This is a genomic window from Winogradskyella sp. Asnod2-B02-A, assembly GCF_045063645.1.
Lineage (GTDB): Bacteria > Bacteroidota > Bacteroidia > Flavobacteriales > Flavobacteriaceae > Winogradskyella.
In genome coordinates this window covers 2,468,094-2,490,141 of record NZ_JBEFOG010000027.1, presented here as the reverse complement: position 1 = coordinate 2,490,141, position 22,048 = coordinate 2,468,094, and the positions used below count along the sequence as shown (strand labels likewise).

At 33.4% G+C, this 22,048-nt stretch carries 20 protein-coding genes; 7 read left to right on the top strand and 13 right to left on the bottom strand.

Annotation, left to right across the window (positions count from 1 at the left end; all coding sequences use genetic code 11):
- Nucleotides 1-19 precede the first annotated feature (19 nt).
- On the bottom strand, nt 20-1,426 hold the full coding sequence (mnmE, locus tag ACJJVO_RS18645; RefSeq protein WP_405576887.1) for a tRNA uridine-5-carboxymethylaminomethyl(34) synthesis GTPase MnmE: 1,407 nt from the start codon (nt 1,424-1,426) through the stop codon (nt 20-22).
- Nucleotides 1,427-1,570: 144 nt separating this feature from the next.
- Here mnmE and ACJJVO_RS18640 point away from each other — a divergent pair, with 144 nt between their 5' ends.
- Nucleotides 1,571-2,722 carry a redoxin domain-containing protein gene (locus tag ACJJVO_RS18640; protein ID WP_405576885.1) on the top strand — a complete coding sequence of 384 codons (1,152 nt, stop codon included), beginning with the start codon at nt 1,571-1,573 and terminating at the stop codon, nt 2,720-2,722.
- A gap of 58 nt (nt 2,723-2,780) precedes the next feature.
- On the opposite strand, the gene ACJJVO_RS18635 is transcribed toward ACJJVO_RS18640, so the two are convergent.
- A complete protein-coding gene (locus ACJJVO_RS18635; protein ID WP_405576883.1) occupies nt 2,781-4,583 on the bottom strand; it encodes a hypothetical protein in 1,803 nt (600 codons plus the stop codon).
- A gap of 118 nt (nt 4,584-4,701) precedes the next feature.
- Nucleotides 4,702-5,361 (bottom strand): rhomboid family intramembrane serine protease, encoded by a 660-nt coding sequence (locus tag ACJJVO_RS18630; RefSeq protein WP_405576881.1) that lies wholly within the window; start codon nt 5,359-5,361, stop codon nt 4,702-4,704.
- 58 nt (nt 5,362-5,419) lie between these two features.
- On the opposite strand from ACJJVO_RS18630, the gene ACJJVO_RS18625 reads away from it, so the two are divergent.
- Nucleotides 5,420-6,310, top strand: coding sequence for a lysophospholipid acyltransferase family protein (locus tag ACJJVO_RS18625; RefSeq protein WP_405576879.1), 891 nt, complete (start codon nt 5,420-5,422; stop codon nt 6,308-6,310).
- Between the two features lie 135 nt (nt 6,311-6,445).
- Here ACJJVO_RS18625 and ACJJVO_RS18620 read toward each other — a convergent pair whose 3' ends face one another.
- From ACJJVO_RS18620 to glmM, 3 genes are all read right to left on the bottom strand, one after another.
- Nucleotides 6,446-7,951: an aminotransferase class V-fold PLP-dependent enzyme gene (locus tag ACJJVO_RS18620; RefSeq protein WP_405576877.1), complete on the bottom strand. Its 1,506-nt coding sequence runs from the start codon at nt 7,949-7,951 to the stop codon at nt 6,446-6,448.
- Nucleotides 7,952-8,044: 93 nt separating this feature from the next.
- The gene (locus ACJJVO_RS18615; RefSeq protein WP_405576875.1) at nt 8,045-9,592 is read right to left on the bottom strand and encodes a T9SS type A sorting domain-containing protein; all 1,548 of its coding nucleotides are present in this window, start codon (nt 9,590-9,592) and stop codon (nt 8,045-8,047) included.
- 61 nt (nt 9,593-9,653) lie between these two features.
- Nucleotides 9,654-11,042, bottom strand: coding sequence for a phosphoglucosamine mutase (gene glmM / locus ACJJVO_RS18610; RefSeq protein ID WP_405576873.1), 1,389 nt, complete (start codon nt 11,040-11,042; stop codon nt 9,654-9,656).
- A gap of 184 nt (nt 11,043-11,226) precedes the next feature.
- Between glmM and ACJJVO_RS18605 the strand changes: the two genes are divergently transcribed.
- Complete coding sequence (locus ACJJVO_RS18605; RefSeq protein WP_405576871.1) at nt 11,227-11,838, top strand: ACP phosphodiesterase; 612 nt, start codon at nt 11,227-11,229, stop codon at nt 11,836-11,838.
- 46 nt (nt 11,839-11,884) lie between these two features.
- The gene (locus tag ACJJVO_RS18600) at nt 11,885-12,616 is read left to right on the top strand and encodes a hypothetical protein (RefSeq protein WP_405576869.1); all 732 of its coding nucleotides are present in this window, start codon (nt 11,885-11,887) and stop codon (nt 12,614-12,616) included.
- A gap of 78 nt (nt 12,617-12,694) precedes the next feature.
- Here ACJJVO_RS18600 and ACJJVO_RS18595 read toward each other — a convergent pair whose 3' ends face one another.
- Nucleotides 12,695-13,219, bottom strand: coding sequence for a hypothetical protein (locus ACJJVO_RS18595; RefSeq protein ID WP_405576867.1), 525 nt, complete (start codon nt 13,217-13,219; stop codon nt 12,695-12,697).
- Nucleotides 13,220-13,371: 152 nt separating this feature from the next.
- On the opposite strand from ACJJVO_RS18595, the gene ACJJVO_RS18590 reads away from it, so the two are divergent.
- Nucleotides 13,372-13,722, top strand: coding sequence for a hypothetical protein (locus ACJJVO_RS18590; RefSeq protein ID WP_405576865.1), 351 nt, complete (start codon nt 13,372-13,374; stop codon nt 13,720-13,722).
- 110 nt (nt 13,723-13,832) lie between these two features.
- On the opposite strand, the gene ACJJVO_RS18585 is transcribed toward ACJJVO_RS18590, so the two are convergent.
- The 3 genes from ACJJVO_RS18585 to ACJJVO_RS18575 all read right to left on the bottom strand — a co-directional run bounded on the left by ACJJVO_RS18585 (nt 13,833) and on the right by ACJJVO_RS18575 (nt 15,147).
- Nucleotides 13,833-14,594 (bottom strand): NYN domain-containing protein, encoded by a 762-nt coding sequence (locus ACJJVO_RS18585; RefSeq protein ID WP_405576863.1) that lies wholly within the window; start codon nt 14,592-14,594, stop codon nt 13,833-13,835.
- 18 nt (nt 14,595-14,612) lie between these two features.
- On the bottom strand, nt 14,613-14,798 hold the full coding sequence (locus ACJJVO_RS18580; RefSeq protein ID WP_405576861.1) for a hypothetical protein: 186 nt from the start codon (nt 14,796-14,798) through the stop codon (nt 14,613-14,615).
- A 202-nt stretch (nt 14,799-15,000) separates the two neighbouring features.
- Entirely contained in the window at nt 15,001-15,147 is a 147-nt protein-coding gene (locus ACJJVO_RS18575; protein WP_405576859.1) for a hypothetical protein, read from the bottom strand.
- A 702-nt stretch (nt 15,148-15,849) separates the two neighbouring features.
- Here ACJJVO_RS18575 and ACJJVO_RS18570 point away from each other — a divergent pair.
- Both ACJJVO_RS18570 and ACJJVO_RS18565 read left to right on the top strand, forming a co-directional pair.
- Entirely contained in the window at nt 15,850-16,650 is an 801-nt protein-coding gene (locus ACJJVO_RS18570) for a hypothetical protein (protein WP_405576857.1), read from the top strand.
- Between the two features lie 1,445 nt (nt 16,651-18,095).
- On the top strand, nt 18,096-18,308 hold the full coding sequence (locus ACJJVO_RS18565; RefSeq protein ID WP_405576855.1) for a hypothetical protein: 213 nt from the start codon (nt 18,096-18,098) through the stop codon (nt 18,306-18,308).
- Here the strand turns inward: ACJJVO_RS18565 and ACJJVO_RS18560 are convergent.
- From ACJJVO_RS18560 to ACJJVO_RS18550, 3 genes are all read right to left on the bottom strand, one after another.
- A complete protein-coding gene (locus ACJJVO_RS18560) occupies nt 18,301-19,203 on the bottom strand; it encodes a DUF5655 domain-containing protein (protein ID WP_405576854.1) in 903 nt (300 codons plus the stop codon). The genes ACJJVO_RS18565 and ACJJVO_RS18560 overlap by 8 nt on opposite strands.
- A gap of 149 nt (nt 19,204-19,352) precedes the next feature.
- Nucleotides 19,353-21,635: an N-6 DNA methylase gene (locus ACJJVO_RS18555; RefSeq protein ID WP_405576852.1), complete on the bottom strand. Its 2,283-nt coding sequence runs from the start codon at nt 21,633-21,635 to the stop codon at nt 19,353-19,355.
- Nucleotides 21,610-22,047, bottom strand: coding sequence for a hypothetical protein (locus tag ACJJVO_RS18550; protein WP_405576850.1), 438 nt, complete (start codon nt 22,045-22,047; stop codon nt 21,610-21,612). The genes ACJJVO_RS18555 and ACJJVO_RS18550 overlap by 26 nt, the downstream gene beginning before the upstream one ends.
- Between the last annotated feature and the right edge of the window lies 1 nt (nt 22,048).

The following is a 22,048-nucleotide window of genomic DNA, read 5'->3' as shown; positions in this document are numbered from 1 at the left end:
CTGCTTTATACTTTTTATGCTACTTTCCAATACAGAAATTAGCAAATATATTACCCAACAAATCATCATTGGTAATCTCGCCTGTAATCTCTCCAAAGTGATATAAGGCCTGACGAATATCAATGGCTAACAAGTCGCCTGATAAGCCAGTCTCTAAACCGTCTTTTACTTTCTGTACTTCTTCAAAAGCCTTTAATAAAGCATCATAATGACGCGAATTAGTCACAATCGTTTCATTATTTCGAAGTGCTCCGGTATTTATTAAATCGAGAAGCTTATTGGTAAGTTGTTCCACTCCAAAACCAGATTTTGCCGAAATAGGAATAACCTGAGTTGCTTTAGATTGTAAAGCCGTTCTAATATCAGCCAATTCCGAATCCGTAATCTGATCTATTTTATTCAAGATTACTAAAAGTTGTTTCTGTGGAAACTTGTTCTTTACCTTTTCAATTTCAATAGTAATGGTTTTAATAGCATCTGCATCTACAGCCAATTGTGCACTACTAACTAAAAACATCACCACTTGGGCTTGTTCTATCTTTTCAAAGGTTTTTTTAATACCAATGCTTTCAACCACATCTTCGGTTTCACGAATTCCTGCGGTATCTATAAATCGAAATCCAATACCTCCTATAGAAATTTCATCTTCAATAGTGTCACGAGTGGTTCCTGCAATTTCTGAAACTATGGCTCTATCTTCATTCAGTAAAGCATTCAACAACGTGGACTTTCCAACATTGGGCTCACCAACAATAGCTACTGGAATTCCGTTTTTAATAACGTTTCCAACTGCAAAAGAATCAATCAAACGTTTCAATACAAAAGTGATACGCTCTATAAGCGCTTTAAACTGCGTGCGATCCGCAAACTCCACATCTTCCTCCGCAAAGTCTAACTCTAATTCTATCAACGAAGCAAAGTTGAGTAACTCCTCACGAAGCTTAGCAATTTCAGAAGAGAATCCTCCACGCATTTGTTGCATAGCTATTTGATGAGACGCTTCGTTATCACTAGATATTAAATCGGCTACAGCTTCTGCCTGACTCAAATCTAACTTGCCATTTAAAAAAGCACGTAAGGTAAATTCTCCAGCTGTTGCCATTCTGCAACCGTGTCGCAAAAAGAGTTGAATGATTTCTTGTTGAATATAAGAAGATCCATGACAAGATATTTCCACCACATTCTCACCAGTATAAGAATTAGGGTCTTTAAAAACAGAGACCAAAACCTCATCTATAGTTCTATTAGCATCAACAATATGGCCTAAATGAATAGTATGCGTAGCTTGCTTGTTTAAATCTTTATTAGAAACCGACCTAAAACATTTTGAAGCAATAGTAATCGCGTCTTTTCCTGATAATCGTATAACTGCAATTGCACCACTGCCAGATGGTGTTGCTAAAGCTACAATAGTATCGTTATGCATTTTACAATTCTTTAATGCAAAAGTATTGTAAATTATGGGATTCTTTTTACAAAAAAGCAAAGTCATTTATATTTGCCTTTATAACATAGTTTTTATATTTGTAATTCTTAAAACAATTGAGATTTATACCACAATTATATGATGATGAGAAATGTATACTTATTTGTAATTGCAGGCCTTTTATTATTTAGCTGCAAAGAAGAACCTAAACGAACTGATTATGTTATTAATGGCACTGCCAAAGGCGTTTACAATGGTGTTAGAGTGCACTTAAAAAGTATTGACGAAAAAGGCAAAGAGCAACCAGTTGCGACTAAAATGGTGGTAAATGAACAATTTTCTTTTGAAGGAAAAGTAGAATCACCTGGACTATTCAATATTACCGTTAATAGCGTTCCTGGCAAACTACCAATAATGATAGAAAACAGTGAAATCAATGTTGCTATCGATAAATCAAATATTTTAAATTCTACAATAACAGGTTCAAAATCTCAAAGTAGTTTTGAAAATTACCAAAAAGGTTATAAAGCAATTGAAAAAGAATCATTACCTACTAAAATGGCAATGAGAAATGCGGCAAGACAACAAGATGTTGCCAAACAAGATTCACTTTCAAAACGTTTGCTTCAGCTTGAAAACAGTGTTACTGAATACACCATTGATGCAATAGAAGAAAATAAAGATAATTTTTTCAGTCTCTTTCTAATTCGTTTAGAACTTAACAATCCTAAAATGGACATTGAAAAATATATGGAAGCTTTTAACAATTTATCGGACGAAATAAAGACTTCTCACGATGGTGTTGTTATAAAATTAAAGTTAGAAAAATTACATGAATCCTTCCTTAAAACTGCAAACCTAGAAATAGGAAAAGTAGCTCCTAATTTTGAAGCACCAACTCCAGAGGGTACAATGGCTTCTTTAAAAGACCTTAAAGGCAAAGTTACTATTATAGATTTTTGGGCAGCTTGGTGTGGTCCTTGCAGAAGAGAAAATCCAAACGTAGTTAAAGTTTACAACAAATATCATAACCAAGGGTTAGAAATTATTGGAGTCTCTTTAGATGGTGCACGCACACAAAAAGACCCAAAAAAATTATGGATAGAAGCTATTGAAAAAGACAATTTAACATGGACACACGTCTCTAACTTGCAATATTTTAATGATCCTGTTGCGCAACTTTATAATATTACGTCAATTCCTGCAACATACATTCTTGATGAAGAAGGCAAAATTGTGGCAAAAAACCTTAGAGGAAGAGCATTAGAACTCAAAGTAGAAGCGCTTTTGAAATAATTAAAAGCCTTTAGACTTAATCTAAAGGCTTTTAAAACTCACTTAAACAACAACTAAACTAATTAGAATTAGGTATTTTAACAGCTACGAGTTCTTCCTTATAAAACTGAAGTTCTGTTTGAATCACTTTATATTCTGATGAAATGGACGTTGCAAATAAATTTTGATAGTAAGTAATGCCATCAAATAAATTGTTTTTAAAGGCATTCCATTTTTTCATTTGCTTAACTGAAAGATCTTCTGAAATTGATTTTATGTCGTTCTTTAAATAATCGATATACATTTTCAATTCTTTAACAAACATATTTGGACGATTTAAATTTGAAAGTATCGTTCCATTTCCGTTAATATGTTTCATCATTTCAGCAAGTGTCACTTCTTTGTCAAAATAAGCCATATTTGGCCCAGGACAAATAACAACTCCTTGTTCTTGTCCTTTTATTTTAATGCCATTTTCTAAATATGAAGCATTCGCCAATCCTACACAAAGACATGCTTTTTCAGTTATCTTAGCTTTAGAATTTTCATAAACAACTGGAGACAATGTTACTTTTTTAGTTTCTAATTCTTGTAACATTGCATCTTGATATTTTTTAGAGGCTGTACAAATTCCTTCTGCTCCAAACGCTTTACTTAATGCTAAAAATTTCTTAGGACAAGAACTACCTGCTTTATTGGTATCTATTCGCTTTTGTTTGTGTAACTCGTTTGTTGTGCCATTAATAGTATTAAAAGGTACTCCTAATGGCGAAATCCCACTCAAATACAAGTCCTTCTCCTTAGCATTTGCTAACAAATCTCTAGTTTTTTGATCGACAGAAGTGGCTTCTGGCACCAATAAAAATGGTGTTCCCCAACCTACTGAATCTACACTATAATGGTCTAATAAAAACTCTTGTTCTTCAGCAGTTCCAACTCCTCCTTGAACGCTAATTTTTAACTCTAAAGGTTGTGTTGGGATAGGTGATTTCTTTAAGCTTAATCCTTTGATAAAAACATCGTGTGTATCTCTAATTAACTCCGATTTCTTCGTTTTAAATTCTTCTAAAATTGGTCCTAATAAAAAACCGTCAGTAGCAAATGCATGTCCACCACAGTTTAAACCAGATTCTATTCTATATTCTGAAACCCAAAGTCCTTTTTTAGCTAAAAATTTCCCTTGTATTGTTGCGGAACGGTAATCACTAACCTTTAATATAATTTTCTTTTTTAGCACACCATTTGCATCTGGGAAAAAGTCTTTAAAATTCTCAAAGTAACTGTATAATCTTGGATTCATACCTGCTGAAAGTACGACTGATGAACTTAGTTTACTTTGAGCAAAACCTCTAAGTGATGCATGCGCATCATTATATGAAATGTCTAGTTGCTCTCCTTTTTCAAAATTATCTTTATCAACTTTGGTCATAATATTAACATCAATATCACCAGGTTTTAAATGTGTTTCAAGATAATTTTTAATTGTATCCTTAATGGCAGTACCTTCATCTAATAAGTTTAATAGCCCTTCCTTAATTGATGAGGTATTAGGTAAAGTGGCCATAAAATTATCTAATGCTAATTTACTTTCAGACAATTCCGTTTTAAATTGTGAAAATTTATCTTTTACAACTGTATCTACCAAATTCAAATAAGATGTAATACGTTCTGCTCGATAATCTTGTGCTTTCTTTGTGATTTCTTGATAAGGAAGACTGAATTTCTCACTGTAAAATGAATTCATTTTTTCGATGAGTTCGTCATCTATAATAGATATTACGGACGAAATACCATATTGAGCCACCCGAATAGGGCTGTCTATGGTATATGCTAATCCCATTACAGGAATATGGAAGTTATGTAGTGATTTAGATGAAGCCATTTTTTAATTTTTAAAAATTAAATAAGCCACAAATATATTTTCATCTTATTCTCAAAAACATGATAAAAATCATACCTTTTTAATCTACTTTACCTCATTTAGCAATGAGTTCTTAGTATTATTTCAACTTTCCGGTCTTATACAAAACAAACAGAATAATAATCGGAATGGCCAATAAACCAATATAACCCAAATCAGTTTTAAAAAGTGAAGGCGCCATTATTAAAGTAACCACATAACCACCAACAGCTCCGCCAAAATGGGCATCGTGACCTATGTTACCTATTTGCTTTTTCATACCATAAATGGAATATAAAAGATAGCCAATACCAAAAACATAGCCTGGAATTGGAATAGGAATGAAAAACATATATAAACTCATTCCTGGATTGAGAAGAATTGCGGCATAGAGAATACCTGTCACGGCTCCACTTGCTCCAATAGCACTGTACCAATAGTCATCCTTATGAAAATAAAGAGAGAGTAAGTTTCCAAATATAAGACTGGCAAAATAAATAATAACGAAATTGAAAGAACCCAGCTTCATAATTACAGCATCAGCAAAGAAGTAAAGCGTAAACATATTAAATAATAAATGGGTAACATCTGCATGTAAAAACCCAGAACTTAACATCCTAATCTGTTCACCTCGTCTTATACTTCCTACATTAAATTTGAATTTTTCAAAAAAACCACGATCATCAAATCCCTTAAAAGACATAATAACATTGGCTACAATAATTACAATGGTTACTATACTTATATCTAAATTGTCCATAAAATCCATTCTTATAAATCAAATATATATATTTGCGTTTAAATGCAATCATACTTTAATGCAACTTATTGCTTATATTTTAGTTTACCCTATTCTTTGGTTAATATCCATATTACCTTTTAGATTACTTTATGGATTTTCTGATGTGATTTACCTGTTTATGTATCGAATTTTCGGTTATAGAAAATCGGTTGTGAAAGAGAATTTAAGATTGGTTTTTCCTGATAAATCTGAAAAAGATATTGCAAAAATTACAAGTCAGTTTTATCATCATTTTTGCGATATGATGGTTGAGGCTATTAAATCCTTAACTATTAGTGAAGCCCAAATGAAAAAACGTTTTAAGTTTACCAATGTTGAATTAATAAATGATTTAGAAGAAAAACAGCGAAGCATTGTTTTAATGTGTGGTCATTATGGAAGTTGGGAATGGATTTTTATTTTACAAAAATATGTGAAGCACAAAGGATATGCTGTTTACAAACGATTAGCAAATAAACATTTTGATAAATTAGTAAAACGTATTAGAGCAAAATATAATTCTCATCTTATAACTACAAAAGAAACATTTGGTGTTTTACTTAATAGTAAGAAAAAAGGAGAATTAACCATTAATGGTTTTGTGTCTGATCAATCACCTAAGGCACGCAAAGCATTTCATTGGAATGAATTTATGGGCATTAAAGTACCAATGTACACTGGTGCCGAAATATTAGCGAAAAAATTAGATATGGCTGTGGTATTTTTTAGTGTAAAGCGAATTAAACGTGGCTATTACGAAACTACCTTTACCACCATAACGGAACATCCTAAAGAGTACAAAGATTACGAAATCACAGATATCTTTTTCAAACTACTTGAAGAACAAATTTTAGAAGCACCGCAATATTATCTCTGGACGCACAAACGTTGGAAACATAGAGATAAAGTACCAGCAGAATTTCGTTAATAAAAGTAGCTTAGAGTTAAGAATTTATTTTTATACCTAAATGCAAGTCCCTAATCAGAAATAGAACTTTGTATTTTCATAATTGATTTAACGATAAGCCTTTTAGAGTAAATACAATACTAAAAAGTAAACGCTTTACATCTCAAACCAATCGGCAATATTTGGACCTGAGCAATCTTTACCAACCAATGATTTGTGAACAAACTCGTTATTACACTTAGAATATTCATAATCCTTAGCCCAAGTATTATGATGCTTAGCTAAATCAATAATACCATCACATACAAATTCAATTTCTGCATTGGTAGTTGTTGGGTGAATAGACATACGAATCCAACCTGGTTTACGCACCAAATCTCCTATAGAAATTTCATTAGTTAACTCGTGTGACATCTGCTGATCTACATGCAATAAAAAATGACCATAAGTACCTGCACAACTACAACCTCCTCTTGTTTGAATACCAAACTTGTCATTTAATAACTTAACTGCCAGATTAAAATGTAAATCGTCAATATAGAATGAAATCACTCCCAATCGATCTTTATGTTGACTTGCTAAAATATTGATGTTTGGTATCTCTTCTAATTTTTCAAAAATAATAGACACCAACTCATGCTCACGTTGCAGCATATTTGCAACTCCCATTTCTTCTTTTAACTTAATGGAAAGTGCTGATTTAATAGTTTGAAGAAATCCAGGTGTCCCACCATCTTCTCTATCTTCTATATTATCAATGTACTTGTGTTCTCCCCATGGATTCGTCCAACTTACAGTACCACCTCCTGGACAATCGGGCACCATGTTTTTATACAATTTCTTATTAAAGACTAAAACTCCAGAAGTACCTGGACCTCCTAAAAACTTATGTGGAGAAAAGAATATAGCATCTAATTGTGCGTTTTCATCTTTTGGGTGCATATCCATATTTACATAAGGAGCAGAACAAGCAAAATCCACAAAACAAACACCTCCATGCTGATGCATCAGTTTAGCCACATCATGATGCGGAATCTGAATACCAGTAACATTAGAGCCTCCAACAACGGATGCAATTTTTATTGTACAGTCTTTATATTTCTGTAGTAATATTTCTAAATTATTTAAGCAGAATAAACCATCTTCATTTGGTGGCACTACCTCTACTTTCGCCATGGTTTCTAACCACGTGGTTTGGTTAGAGTGATGTTCCATGTGAGAGACAAACACCACAGGTCGCATTTCTTCTGGTATCTTTGTAAATTCCTTTAAATTTTCAGGAATCTTTAACCCCAAAATACGCTGAAACTTATTAATTACTCCAGTCATGCCATTACCAGAACAAATTAAGATATCGTCGTCATTGGCATTGACATGCGCTTTTATAATATGCCTAGCTTTATGATAGGCCTTAGTCATGGCTGTACCAGAAACCGTAGTCTCAGTATGCGTATTGGCTACAAAAGGACCAAAAACATTACATATTTTTTCTTCAATAGGTCGGTACAAACGCCCTGAAGCCGTCCAATCTGTATAAATGATTTTTTGCTCACCATAAGGAGATATAAACGTTTGATCTTGACCAATGATATGACTTCTAAACTGACTAAAATACTGCTCAAGTTCTTGAGGTTTTGACTTAGATAATTCTGAAGAAATCATAACATTATATATTTTTAATTAATCGTTTAAGGCTGATAAAACCACACCTTTTTCAACCATTAAATAGTGAAAGTACAAACCTTGACGTCTATATTAATTGTTTTTAACAAATTTTATCACGTTATCACCAATACCTATAAAATAAAAACCATTGGTTAAATTTTCAACATTAACAGCATTGTCATTGCTTACAATTTTTCCTTCAAGAACAGTTTCTCCAAGTACATTGTAGATGCTATATGTTTCATTTAAAAATTCATTATTCAACATTTTAAAATTTAAAACGTTTGCAACTGGATTAGGGTATATTGAAAACTTATTTTCTTTTTGATAATCATCAGTAGAAAGTGTATTTCCGTTATATCTAGCAATGGCAACATCATTATCACTATAACCTACCATTACGATTTTATCATCTGATTGTACTTTTAAATCATAAGCAAAAGACACCGTTCCAAAATCAGTGGTAACGTATCCTGAATTTCCAAAAGAAGTAGTAAGTGAGTAATCACTACCACTAATACTTGAAAGGAAAAAAGATGCCGTTCCTGTATTTGAATTTGCAGAAACACCTCCAATGATTATGTTCCCAGAATTATCGCGCTCCATACCTAAACCAGCATCTTGAGTACTTGTAGATAATTGCAACCAGTTTTCTACACTGTTTGTTGTGGTGCCATTTGAAGAGGTATAATCTACATAAGTTCTATAGTCAACTGACGACCATGTAGTATATCCACTAAACACGTAACTATCATCCGGATTTAAAACCATAGATCTAGTAATATCATTTCCAGTAGTAAGCACTTTAAAGTCGTAACCATTATCCGAAAAGGTATCATCTAAGGTACCGTCGCTATTAATTCTACAAGCATAATGTTCTGCTGTTAAAGTAGCAGTACCACTTCCAGGAACATCAATCCAACCTACAGCTGTAATGCGTCCATTAGATTTTATAGCTAAATCTTCTATTACCAATTCAAAACCATTAGAACTCGATACTGGTTGTGGTAATCCCGTGATTTTTCCATCACTACTAAAATTGGTATCCAATTGGCCATTAGGCGTCAGTCTAATAAAAATAGCGTTGGCTTCATCAGTATCTGAATAAGACACACCACCACCAACAATGTTACCAGTAACATAATGAATTTTCACTACTCTTAATTCATCTTCATTAGAAACATTTGTAATTGAAACTCCCGAAGTTCCAAAACCAGAGTCAAGAGATCCATCCGTATTTAATCGAATGATAGCGGCATTACGATTACTACCATCATCAGAATAACCTCCAATAACAATTTTACCATCTAACTGTAAGTCTACAGAATAGGCCTTGTCATCACTTCCTGTTTGTAAATCAAACGTAGCTATTCCATTAGTTCCAAAAGAAGTATCTAATGAACCATCTGTATTGTATCTTAAACACAAAAAGTCAAAACCAAAAATATTGCTAAAGGTGTAACCAGCAACTACTATTTTACCATCACTTTGTATAACGACAGATCTTGCTTTGTCCTCAACTCCATTAATAGAGGTAACCACTTTCCCGTTGGTTCCAAAACTGCCATCTAAAGTTCCCGATTGTGAAAACAGAGTTAAGCTAAAAAAAAATGAGAGTAAGAGTAATTTGTTATTCATGTTTAATTTTTTTTATGATTGATTTTAATTTTATAATGAAATACTAAGTTTTTCAAAAATACTAAATATTAGCAATAGCTTTTATTTCTCCAATAATCTTATCGGCTAAGGCATCTGCGGCTTCTTGAGAAGGTGCTTCTGTATAGATTCTAATAATTGGTTCTGTATTACTTTTACGTAAATGCACCCAACTATCTGCAAAATCAATTTTCACTCCATCAATAGTGGTTAATTTCTCTCCACTGTAATTGGCTTCCATTGTTTTTAAAATACCATCAACATCCAAACCTGGTGTTAATTGAATTTTCTTCTTACTCATAAAGTAATTTGGGTAAGAGGCTCTTAACTCACTGACTTTCATTTTCTTTTCTGCCAATAAACTTAAAAATAAAGCCACACCAACTAAAGCATCACGACCATAATGCGATTCCGGATAAATAATACCTCCATTACCTTCTCCTCCAATAACCACGTTATTCTTTTTCATTAAAGCCACCACATTAACTTCTCCTACAGCACTAGCTTCATAAGTACCACCATGCTTTTCAGTAACATCGCGTAAGGCACGTGTAGAACTCATATTGCTCACCGTATTTCCTGGAGTTTTACTCAATACATAATCTGCACAAGCCACCAAAGTGTATTCTTCTCCAAACATCTCTCCTGTTTCGTCCATAAATGCCAAACGATCAACATCCGGATCTACAACAATACCAAAATCAGCATGGTCCTTTACAACAGCTTTTGCTAAATCTCCTAAATGCTCTTTTAACGGTTCTGGGTTATGAGGAAAATGACCTGTTGGATCACAATACAACTTTACAGCTTCAACACCTAAGCGTTCTAATAATAACGGAATGGCAATACCTCCTGTAGAATTCACACCATCTACCACCACTTTAAAATTAGCGTCTTTTATCGCTTTTACATTCACCAATTCTAAGTCTAAAACCTCATCGATATGGATATCAATATACGCATCGTTAACTGTTATTTTCCCTAAATCATCAACTTCTGCAAAAGTCATGTTATTAGAATCTGCGATCTCTAATATTTTCTGTCCTTCTGCACCATTTAAAAACTCACCTTTAGCATTTAAAAGCTTTAAAGCATTCCATTGCTTAGGATTATGACTTGCGGTTAAAATAATACCACCATCTGCATGTTCTAATGGCACAGCAATCTCAACCGTTGGTGTTGTTGACAAACCTAAATCTATAACATCAATACCAAGGCCTACTAAGGTTTGCATCACTAAACTCTGAATCATTTCACCAGAAATACGAGCATCTCTACCAACCACCACAAGATAATGGTCTTTATTGCGTTGAGATTTTAACCATGTACCGTAAGCCGCTGCAAATTTAACAGCATCTATTGGTGTTAAGTTTTCATCTACTGGTCCTCCAATAGTACCTCTAATTCCTGAAATTGATTTTATTAAAGTCATAAATATTAATTTTTAGCAAATATAATATCTTAATCCTATTTTGGTCTTTAACTCATCTTGACTTTTGTCTTTTAAGCGAAAAAAACAACCTGAACCATAATACACTTCAATATTTAAGTAAAAGGAACAGTATTATTAGATAAAAAAATAAGTATGGTTCAATATGAATTTGTAATTTCGACTTATGAATTTTCTCGCTCACATTTATCTTTCAGGAAATAACAAATTAATTACTATTGGCAACTTTGTCGCTGATGGTATTAGAGGTAATAAATACAAGTTATATCCTACCGAAATTCAAAAAGGCATCATTTTACATCGTCATATCGACACTTTTACAGATGCACATCCTATATTTAGACAATGCACCAAAAGATTGCATGAAGGCTATGGTCATTATAGTGGAGTCATCGTAGATATATTCTTCGATCATTTCTTAGCAAAAAACTGGACCACCTATTCCAATGTACCACTTGCCACTTATATTGATGATTTTTATAGCAGTCTCTCTGAACATATAGAAATACTACCTCCGCGCTTTAAAAAGCTCACACCGATAATGATTGAAGGCAATTGGTTGCTGAGTTATGCTAAAGTCGAAGGCATACAATTGGTTTTAAATGGCATGAATAAAAGAACCAATGGTCGATCTAAAATGAATGAAGCCACCAAGGAACTCATTGCCCATTATGATGCCTTTGAAACAGACTTCACACTATTCTTTAAAGACCTAATGGCTTTTTCTGAAGAGAAACAAGTAGAAATTGAAAAGCAGTTTCAAACCAATAAAGCGTAGAGCAATCATAAACTAACTATCCGCAACCTATAAAGTACAACAAGACATGGCAAAGAAAAGCAGACTTAAAAAAACACTTAAAATAATAGGTGGAGTGATTGTATTCTTCACATTACCAACGCTCCTGCTCTTTGGTTTTATGTACTTCAAATACAATGAAGACTTACCAACAGGTGAGCAAGGCGTTGCAGCTGATCAACTGGCTACAAAAATGCTGACTGCTTTAAATGAAGAGGCCTATCTCAATACCGATTATATAGAATGGACCTTTAAAAACAGACATAAATACAAGTGGTATAAATCTAAAAACACCTGTGAAGTCTATTGGGAAAGCTTTACTGTGATCTTAGATCTAGAGAACCAACAGCATTCTAAAGTGTTTGTTTTAGAACAAGAATACAATGGCATTGAAAAGCAAGACTACGTAAAAAAAGCTGTCGATTATTTTAATAACGATTCATTTTGGCTAGTGGCTCCCTATAAGGTATTTGACGCAGGTGTAGAACGCAGATTAGTGACCACCGAAGACCATAAGAAAGCATTGCTCGTCACATATAACTCTGGCGGTAGCACACCAGGCGATTCATATTTATGGCATTTAGACCAAGATGGCAAACCTAAAAGCTTCCAAATGTGGGTAGAGATTTTACCCATAGATGGCTTAGAAGCGACTTGGGAAAACTGGATCACTACAGAAAGCGGAGCACAATTCCCCACCTTTCATAAGCTATTAGTACTAGGTATTGAACTCGATGATGTTGTAGGACTAGCACTATAAACTCATTATAAGCACTGCATCAAAACGCAAATCGTTCATTAATTAGACCAGCAAAAAATGAACATACAAACAATCTTTTTACTTAGACCGTTGCCCAACAAACTGCTGACTCTTCAACTTAAACAACACGTTAAAACTCGTTAAACTCCCATAACTACGCGTTATATACTGCTGTAAATCTATTTTCTCTTGTTCTTCTAAATTACTAGAATTGATTTTCTGTTCCATCACACGCAAACGGTCACGAACCATAGTGATTTTATGAAAAAAGGTATCAATTGGCAATTCACTCGACTTCAAATTGGGATCTCCTGGTGTCATAACCAGTTTACCTCCTTTCCATTTATCGGCAATGGCAACCACTTCAGATACATCAGACCATTGTTTTAATATGGACTTCAAACTGCGTTCTACATCATAAAAACTCACGGTATCCACCTCATCTTCTGCGGCTTCTATCACTTCAAATTCCGAATCTATATCAATAGTTTCTAATCCGTTCTCTATAAACGTTACCCAATAGTGTTTTGAGGTCACGTTGGTCACCACTCCTTTGCCAAATTCTGTATGGTGTATTCTCGATCCTATGCCTAATAATTTCATCTGTTGTTCTAATTGATTTGTATCATTAATAAGAGAACTAAAATAAACAAAAATGACCTGTACGTGCAAATGTTAAACATAAATTAAAGCGTTTTTTCAATTCTTTCATCTGTATTATTTTTGCCATATTCTCAATTTAAACCAATAATATTATGAAAAAACTACTTTTTACTATTATTCTTTTAGGATCCTACGTTATTTCGAGTGCTCAAAACCCTCCTAAAGTCGGAGACCAATTAACTATTAAAACTCCTAATGCACATACGTTTAGCTACATCAAATTCCCAAAACCCAACATATTAATCAAACGTGGTACGGTAGATCGTTACAAATCGGTATATGAAAATGCGGTGCTTATCGATGCCGTAGAAACGGCAAAAAATGGAGACACTTATGTAATTTTAAAGAAAAAGGATGGCTCTAAATTCTTTGGCTATTTAAGTGAAGTAAAAGCCAATTATAATAAAGCCTTAGACGCTGGCGAGATAGCGACTACAAAATAGCAACCACATGCTCAATTAAGACTAAAAGTGTTCTGTACATTCAGAGCACTTTTTTTTATACAGAAACTCCAGTGCTTTTCGAATTGATAAAGCACAGCAACACAAATAAATTAGCGCTTCTTCCCTTTAGAGGGTTCTGTTTTCAGCTTTACATAAATCAGTTTCTTATGCCCTCTAGAGTCTTCACGACGTTCAATTTCAAAAGCAGGAATCGATTTTATTAACGGTGTTAACTTCTGAAATCCATAATTTCGAGAATCAAAATTAGGCTGTTTCTTCTGCAATAAGCTTCCTACATCTCCTAAAAATGCCCAACCATCATCATCAGACACATCATCTATAGTGGCTGCAATAACCTGAATTTCTTTCTTAGTAATGGTATCGTAACCGCTTTTCGCTTCAGTGGTAGTAGTGGTGGTTTCAGATTCTGATGTTGCCGCTTGGTGCTTTAAAATCTCTATGTAAATAAACTTATCACAAGCTACAATAAACGGGTTCGGTGTTTTCTTTTCACCAATGCCGTAGACCTTCATACCAGCTTCACGTAAACGGGTTGCCAACCGTGTAAAATCACTATCGCTAGACACCAAGCAAAAGCCATCTACTTTTTCGGAATAGAGAATGTCCATAGCATCAATAATCATGGCCGAATCGGTAGCATTCTTACCTGTGGTATAACCATATTGCTGTATGGGAGTAATGGCATTCTCTAACAACAAATTTTTCCATTTGTTTAAGTTAGGCTTGGTCCAATCTCCATAAATACGCTTTATGGTGGGATTGCCATACTTCGCGACCTCTTCCATCATTTCTTTTACATAAGCGGATGGAATGTTATCTCCATCTATCAGTACTGCGAGTTTTATATCCATGGGTGTCAAGGTCTTTTTTTAGTGGTATAAAGGTAATGGGTTTACATTAAAAAACCACTCCGATAGAAGTGGTTTTTTTAATCTGTTTGAGATGTTGTATGATGTACGACTCGCCTTTTTAGCCAGTTTTGCCGCTTTCTTTTCTTTTGGTGACCATGCGGCTTCTTTTTTTACATTGCGCTTTGCATCTTGTGATTTCGCCATAGTGTCTATTGGTATTAGAGGTTGTTTTCTAACGCGAGTTACATGTAGTGAAAATAAGCACAGCAATGTCTTATGTTTGACATAATCCTATGCCCTATTTCGTTGTATGCTTAGGCAGGACACTATAGCACGACGATCTATACTATTGACTACAACTAAATGCGCAAGCGTTCACAGCTCAATATTAACTAATGCAACAACATTATATAAATAAAATGTCATCTTCATCATTAGAAAAGTAACGCTTTAAAACACGCTTCGTGTTCGTATCTTCATGTTTTTGCTCGTTTTTTAGCGCAGTTGGCTTGAAACTTAACAGTCTATTTCTTAAATCTTGTAATGCTTTCATAACATAGGTCGTTTGGTGTTACCAAATATACGCAGCCAAGACCATTTTTGGATCACCACCAACCACATAAAACCACTAAAAATCAAAGATTTAGCAATTACTTAACATTGTATTATAATTGGGATAAACTTAGCTGTATTTATAGCACTCTTTGAGATGAATTTGTTTTCCAATTTCTCTGACCCGCATTAGACCCGCTTCATACCCGAAGGAGAGCCGAAGGAGAGCCGAAGGAGAGCCGAAGGAGCACTTCATTAGTTTTGAGGTACATTTATATCTCTATTTTCTTATTTTAAAGACGTTACATAATACTACATAACACACTGTATTACTGTTAGTTATATTTATATTTTTTGGTCTACTCTTATTTTTACGAAATATGCAATGCTTATTCGGGAGTTGGTAAGAATTCTTCAAAAACGTGAGATTATTCAGGTTAAAATTTAAAAGATTATCGACGAAATGCACTTTTTATTATAAATACCTTAAAATGAAATACTTAGCGGTTAATTTATTTTTTATATGTTTGACCCACAGTTGTTTAGCAAAATCTAGAATTGCTAATTATAAATACCGGATTTATAGCCAACTGTAATAATCCCACTTTTACCTTACAAGATCCAAAACGAGTTTGGGTTTTACTAACCAGATGTGTTATAGCTTAATTACGCCATAGCTATACGTGTCCTAAATCTTAATATTATGGCAAAGAATAATTCTTTTATTAGACTAGAAGGTACCTTAGATGGTTTGACCTTCTTCAGAAAAAACGGTGAAAATTTTGTAAAAACAAAAAGCCGTGTGAGTAGAAATCGTATTATGAATGCACCAGAGTATCAGCGAACACGCGAAAACATGCAAGAGTTTGCAGGTGCTAACAAAGGCGGCAAAAGTTTTAGAGATAGTTTTTCTTCTATTGTGCGCTTGGTGAGTGACTCTAACTTAAGTTCGCGCGTGGCTGGTATTATGCGACGTATGATGAATACTGGAGTAGGTTTGCGTGGACAGCGTACTTTGAACGTTGTTGATAATACGGAGCCGTTTATTGGTTTCAACTTTAATATTAATAAACCATTTGACAGCCAATTTAATGCACCATCTGCAGGACCAGACATTAATGCAGCACGTGATACGGTAACTTGGACGTTACCCGATTTTAATGCAGATACCTATGTGCGTTCTCCTGAAGGTGCTACACATTTTAAGGTAGCGTTAGCTGCTGGTTATGTGAGTAATTATGAATGGGAACCGACTCTAAAGGCTTACGAACCTGTAGAGGATACACCCAATGGTGTTGGTAGTATTATGTATAGTGATAAAATAGCTGTTACTAGTATGGTGGGTGCTGCTACAGATTTAACTGTAGATTTGACTGCTTATGCTCCTATCCCTGTAACGACAGCGTTGTATGCTGCTACTGCGATAGTGTTTTACCAAGAAGTGAATGGTGAGCTTTATGAGCTTGCTCAGGGGCATTGTATGAAAATTGCTTCTATTGGGTAGTTTTTGGCTGCTAGCTTTTAGCTGTTAGTAAGGTTAAGTTTATAATCCCGTATGGTTTTACTGTACGGGATTTTTATTGCTTGTTCATTTTTCTATGTATAATGACTTTTTATGTTTACTCGATTACTTTTGTTTTCTTAATTGCAAGGACGTAGGACGCTGCAATCTTTTATTTATGTCTGTTCATTTTATTCGTACTCTTCTATTGTTTACTAAAGTTCTCATGATGTGCTTCGCAGTTGTATTCGTCGTTTTCTATTGTTTTGGAACTCATGATGTGCTCTGCAGTTCTTGACACAAAACGAACCAAAAAGTACTCAATCTTCTATTTTAATACATTTGATTCCGTGAATCTTTGATTTCAAAACGATTTGTTAGGAGTTACTCATCCATTCTTATTGTTTAAATAGGTTTTCGTGAATGCTGCGCATTTCGCTAAAGCGCCAATCGCTGATACATTGTTATTTTAGGGTCTTTATTAAAATTGGATTCCAATCCTTGATTTTGTAGATTAACTATAGGTCTGGCTCTTTATTTCTAAAAATCGTTGATTCCGACTGTGTGGGAATATGGGTGTTGCGTGTTTGTTGGCTTTTAGATTTTAGTTGGTAGTGATTAGTTGTTGGTTGTTGGTTGTAAACAAATATGTTGAATTGTTAGGATTGTCCCCTTGAGGGGACTTGAGGGGTGTTTACTATACGGGATTTTTATTGCATGTTCATTTTATTCGTACTCTTCTATTGTTTACTAAAGTTCTCATGATGTGCTTCGCAGTTGTATTCGTCGTTTTCTATTGTTTTGAAACTCATGATGTGCTCTGCAGTTCTTGACACAAAACGAACTAAAAAGTCAAAACGATTTGTTAGGAAATCGCTAAAGCACCATTCGCTGATACATTGTTATTTTAAGGTCTTAATTAAAATTGGATTCCAATCCTTGATTTTGTAGATTAACTATAGCTCTGGCTCTTTATTTCTGAAAATCGTTGCTTCCGACTGTGTCGGAATTTGGTGGTGAACGCTTGGTTGTTTTTGGCTTTGATTGATGGGCTTTGATATATTTAGTACGTTATACTCTAGTTACTTGGATTTAAGAGGTTGATTTATATGGTAATGAAAAGTTTAATGGTAGGATTGTCCCCTTGAGGATTAATGAGAAATAAAATATATTTTATTTTGAAACTACCGAGCGAAGCTCTTAGGGGTGTTTAGTGTATGGGATTTTTATTGCTTGTTCTTTTTGATTATGTATAATGACTTTTTATGTTTACTCGATTACTTTTGTTTTCTTCATTGCGAGGCACGAAGCTATCTATTGGTAATTGCTCAAATAGCAAAAGCAACACTCAACAACAAAAAACAACATTAAAATTAAGCTAGTTAGTTTGGTATTTTAAGAATATTCTTATTTATTTAAAATAAACTAATCACTAAATTTATTATAAAATGAAAACAACACAATTATCACCTTGTATTCTATCTTGGGCACGCTATGCTTTGGGCATTAAACAACAAAAAGCAAAAAACACAAAAACCTGTTCAAAAGACTATTGGATTAAAACTATTAACTATCTATTACTTAAACATACTAATAAAGAAACAAATAGATTAAGAGCAATAGATCTGTTTGAAGATTGTGTAAAACGTAAATCTAAATAGCCTGCTTTATTAAGCTCATTATATATTCTAGGTTTTCAGTATCTTTTACAACTGCTTCATAATCGCCATTTCCCCAATGACCTATACTAGAAACGTCACGCATTAATTCCTTTGGATCTTCTAATAGCCCTTTCTTTAGATTAATCCAAAACTTTAAACCTTTGCGCTGAATACTAATATCGGCTATGTTAGAGTCTTTTTTGAAGGCTATATAATCTTTTTTAGGTACCACATCAATATCATCGGCTAGATTTACTATCGCATCTCTATAAACTTCATATAATTCTATTATTTCATCTGTTTTGTTGATGGTATGGTCTTCTTCCGTATATACTTTAATTTCACTGGTAACAGCTTCTAAGTCTCTATTGGAAGAGGTTATAGGTTTTATACTTTCTGCAGATTTACTTTTCTTTATTTGATTTACGCTTATTAAGTTATTCTCATAGCGTTTCACTTCCCATAACTCAATAGCAATATCTTTGAAGTTCGTTGCTGTTTTTTGATTCTCCGTAAAACTAGTAGATACAAAAACCACGCGTGTTTGACTCCAATCTACATCTGTACGCTTTAAAGACGCTTTTAAGGTTTCATTGTATTCAACAATAAAATCTGCTTTATTTTCAAGCATTAAGCTTAAATAGGTAAACCCTTGGTCTACCACACTTATGTTTTTACTTCGCTTATACTCTATTATTATAAAGGCTTTTGATTGTTTATCATAAGCTAAAGTATCTATACGTTTGTTTTTAATTGAGAATTCTGACTTAACTAACTGCAAGCCCATAATAGTCTCTAAGTTATTTTCGAAAACACTTTGAATGTCCTTCTCAAGTTTAAAAGGTTTTTCTTTTAAAACTTTTAGGTTTTGATTTAAATGTTGATATAAATTCATGGAATATTATAATTCTTTAATTTTATTTAATATTTCAACTATATACTCTAAGGAATTTACAATATAAGAGTTATACTATTAAAAATTTTATAGTAATTACCCTTATCCATCTTTGCCTATTAGTTTACGTTGGAATGTTATTATTTTACTCATGATGTGGATTTAATTTTTAATTCCAGAAATTCGTTAAGGCAATCCCTTAAAAGTTCACGACATTCTTCGGCTGATTTTAAATCTAAAGCACTTACGTGTGCTGCTTTATTGCGGTAGTTTTGTTGAATAGTTTGAACTTGATTTAAAAAACTTTGACTGGTTAATTCTTCTTGAAAATAAGTACTTACAAATTCCCTAAAATGTTGTAAAAGCAAACTATTCTTAAAAGTACTTCCTGTTGGTTTTAGTAAATTTAATATCCAATGCATATCTCCAAGTGGATAGTGAGCATTGTTTTTCTTCACATAAGAAGCAAACTTTGCTGCTTTGGTCTTATTCTTCAAATCGAAGCTAACCAATTCACTTACATTTGTTCCCTGTAATCCTTCTAAATGATATTTTTGAAAGAGTTTTATTAATATTTCATTTTCCAGTGTACGACAATATTGTAAAATGAAAGGTGAGAAATCTGCATCTTTAATATTGCATAATTCATCATAAAGAAATTCTGCTAAAGGCAAGAATTTTTGAGAAGTGGGATGTAGATCATCCCAAAGGCTTAGCCATCTTTGAGTAATCTGCTCGTACTCTTCCATAGTTTCTCTTTTCTCGTCTAATACCGTTTTAATTCTTCTGTCCAATGATTTTAATAACCTAAATATCTTTTCTTCATCATCACGATTGGTATTTTTGATTTTTAGAAAATCATCTTGAAGGTTTTTAATGGCTTCGAGAATGGTATCTAATTTTTTATGTACTTGAACAAGTTGATTATCAATCTTATCAAATCGATTTAAAAGTATTTCTTCAAATGCTTCATACTTTTTTGCAGCTTGATCCTTTTGCTCTATCTGTTCTTTATAAAACTGTACTTGCTCTCGCAGATTTTCAAGCTCTTCTTGAGTTGAATGCTCAATAGATGTATCACCCAATTGGCTTAAATTATCCATAGGAAAAATAGGGATTTGAATTTCCTTTAAACTGGACATCGTCAGGTTAGGAATTAGCATTCCTGTTGATAAATCATTAGCCTGTGTATTGAAAATCTTTCTACCAGTTTCAGTTTCAAAATAGACCTTTAAATATTCATTTTCTGAACCTCTTAAAATGACTAATTTGTTTGTTACAATGATTGGCGGATCATTTTCTGTAATACAGTAAATTTTAGCTTGATTAAACATTGTTGATATTACAATGTCTCCTAGTATGGCAATATAACGTTGATGGTTTGGATTTTTTATTTCATCTACAAATGAAGAGCGTTCGTTTATTTGCAGTTTACCATCTTTAATTTCTGACGGTTTTAATAATAAGAATTTACCTGTTTCTCTCTTTTCATCTCTTGGGATGTAAGCTCCACGAAGTATGTTAGTCAATTCTGATAGCTTTTTAGTTTCAAATTCATCTAAAAAATCATAGTTACTGGAATTGATACTAATGTAAAACTCTGGGTTTAAACGGTCTTTAATTTCTGTTTTAGAGATTGAAAGTGTTGTATTTTGGTTTATAGTTGTTTTCAATTTTCTAAAATCTTCAACGATACCAAAGTTAATTTCATCTACCTCTGTCTTTGTCAGATGCATTAAATATCTACCTACTCCTGAAAATGAGTTTTTTGGTGTGGGTAATTTTACAATGCTATTAATGTGTGGAATCAAAACATCCCGTGTGTCTTGCATTCTTGGAACTGTCAGTGGTGAGCCACCCATTATTAAAAAGGCTTCACCTTTTTCGTTGAGTAACTCTAATGTTTTAAGTGTAAAAGCTTCTTCAGAAGAAATACTTTTGTTGTTTATTTTAAGTCGCATCCCTAACGGAATGTTACCAACAATTAAATCATATTTTCCATTAAATGAATATTGGAATGTATCGGCCGCAATAATTTTGCTATCCGGAACCAAAAGCTGTGCTATTGATGCAACATTTTGATTGATTTCAATACCTATTATTGCAGCACTATCAAAAGAATTTTCTAAATAATATAATATGTTTGCTAAACCACAGCAAGGATCTAAAATAGTTTTGGGTTGGGTAGTTATAGAGTGAGCAATTAATGCCGAGAATTGATTAGGTGTGTAGTGCATACCTAATCGTTTATCTTGTTGTAAGGCTTTAAAAAAAGCTTCGCGATCCACATCTTCACCGCTATCACTTACCCTTTGAAGCATATCTTCATATTCATCAAAATTATTTCCAAAATCTGAATTTCCTCTTGCTAAAGTATATCTCATTCTATTGTTAGTTAAGGATTCATTAAAGACTACTTGAAATAATGTCATCAACCATCATTTTAAGATGAGATGCGGAATAATCTTTTATATCAGTTGCGGTAATTGAACCATCCAATACACGATATGGTGATGTCCAGATAACTCGATAATCATTTGCTAAAGCAAATGATTCTATCGCTTTTACTGTTGCACCGTAACCTTTTGATGCAATAGCTATAATATCACAGCTTTTGGCATTAAAGGCATTTAAACCATCTTTTACTAAATCTTGTCTATCTCCATAGGTTTGAACACCTATTTTCATGCCTTTGTATTGCAAATAAGCGTGATAGTCTTTTTTAGGAAATGTATGTGATGTTGTTGCGCCAGCAACAACTAACTGCTTTCCTAATCGTGATAAAGTCATTGATTTACCAATGTTCGCTGTACCTGATGATACTATTATTGTTTTTTGTTTCATA

What these genes read in the sequence shown, in the direction of transcription:
- mnmE (WP_405576887.1), bottom strand. Translation starts at nt 1,426, where the DNA reads ATGCATAACGATACTATTGTAGCTTTAGCAACACCATCTGGCAGTGGT.
- ACJJVO_RS18640 (WP_405576885.1), top strand. Translation starts at nt 1,571, where the DNA reads ATGAGAAATGTATACTTATTTGTAATTGCAGGCCTTTTATTATTTAGC.
- ACJJVO_RS18635 (WP_405576883.1), bottom strand. Translation starts at nt 4,583, where the DNA reads ATGGCTTCATCTAAATCACTACATAACTTCCATATTCCTGTAATGGGA.
- ACJJVO_RS18630 (WP_405576881.1), bottom strand. Translation starts at nt 5,361, where the DNA reads ATGGACAATTTAGATATAAGTATAGTAACCATTGTAATTATTGTAGCC.
- ACJJVO_RS18625 (WP_405576879.1), top strand. Translation starts at nt 5,420, where the DNA reads ATGCAACTTATTGCTTATATTTTAGTTTACCCTATTCTTTGGTTAATA.
- ACJJVO_RS18620 (WP_405576877.1), bottom strand. Translation starts at nt 7,951, where the DNA reads ATGATTTCTTCAGAATTATCTAAGTCAAAACCTCAAGAACTTGAGCAG.
- ACJJVO_RS18615 (WP_405576875.1), bottom strand. Translation starts at nt 9,592, where the DNA reads ATGAATAACAAATTACTCTTACTCTCATTTTTTTTTAGCTTAACTCTG.
- glmM (WP_405576873.1), bottom strand. Translation starts at nt 11,042, where the DNA reads ATGACTTTAATAAAATCAATTTCAGGAATTAGAGGTACTATTGGAGGA.
- ACJJVO_RS18605 (WP_405576871.1), top strand. Translation starts at nt 11,227, where the DNA reads ATGAATTTTCTCGCTCACATTTATCTTTCAGGAAATAACAAATTAATT.
- ACJJVO_RS18600 (WP_405576869.1), top strand. Translation starts at nt 11,885, where the DNA reads ATGGCAAAGAAAAGCAGACTTAAAAAAACACTTAAAATAATAGGTGGA.
- ACJJVO_RS18595 (WP_405576867.1), bottom strand. Translation starts at nt 13,219, where the DNA reads ATGAAATTATTAGGCATAGGATCGAGAATACACCATACAGAATTTGGC.
- ACJJVO_RS18590 (WP_405576865.1), top strand. Translation starts at nt 13,372, where the DNA reads ATGAAAAAACTACTTTTTACTATTATTCTTTTAGGATCCTACGTTATT.
- ACJJVO_RS18585 (WP_405576863.1), bottom strand. Translation starts at nt 14,594, where the DNA reads ATGGATATAAAACTCGCAGTACTGATAGATGGAGATAACATTCCATCC.
- ACJJVO_RS18580 (WP_405576861.1), bottom strand. Translation starts at nt 14,798, where the DNA reads ATGGCGAAATCACAAGATGCAAAGCGCAATGTAAAAAAAGAAGCCGCA.
- ACJJVO_RS18575 (WP_405576859.1), bottom strand. Translation starts at nt 15,147, where the DNA reads ATGAAAGCATTACAAGATTTAAGAAATAGACTGTTAAGTTTCAAGCCA.
- ACJJVO_RS18570 (WP_405576857.1), top strand. Translation starts at nt 15,850, where the DNA reads ATGGCAAAGAATAATTCTTTTATTAGACTAGAAGGTACCTTAGATGGT.
- ACJJVO_RS18565 (WP_405576855.1), top strand. Translation starts at nt 18,096, where the DNA reads ATGAAAACAACACAATTATCACCTTGTATTCTATCTTGGGCACGCTAT.
- ACJJVO_RS18560 (WP_405576854.1), bottom strand. Translation starts at nt 19,203, where the DNA reads ATGAATTTATATCAACATTTAAATCAAAACCTAAAAGTTTTAAAAGAA.
- ACJJVO_RS18555 (WP_405576852.1), bottom strand. Translation starts at nt 21,635, where the DNA reads ATGACATTATTTCAAGTAGTCTTTAATGAATCCTTAACTAACAATAGA.
- ACJJVO_RS18550 (WP_405576850.1), bottom strand. Translation starts at nt 22,047, where the DNA reads ATGAAACAAAAAACAATAATAGTATCATCAGGTACAGCGAACATTGGT.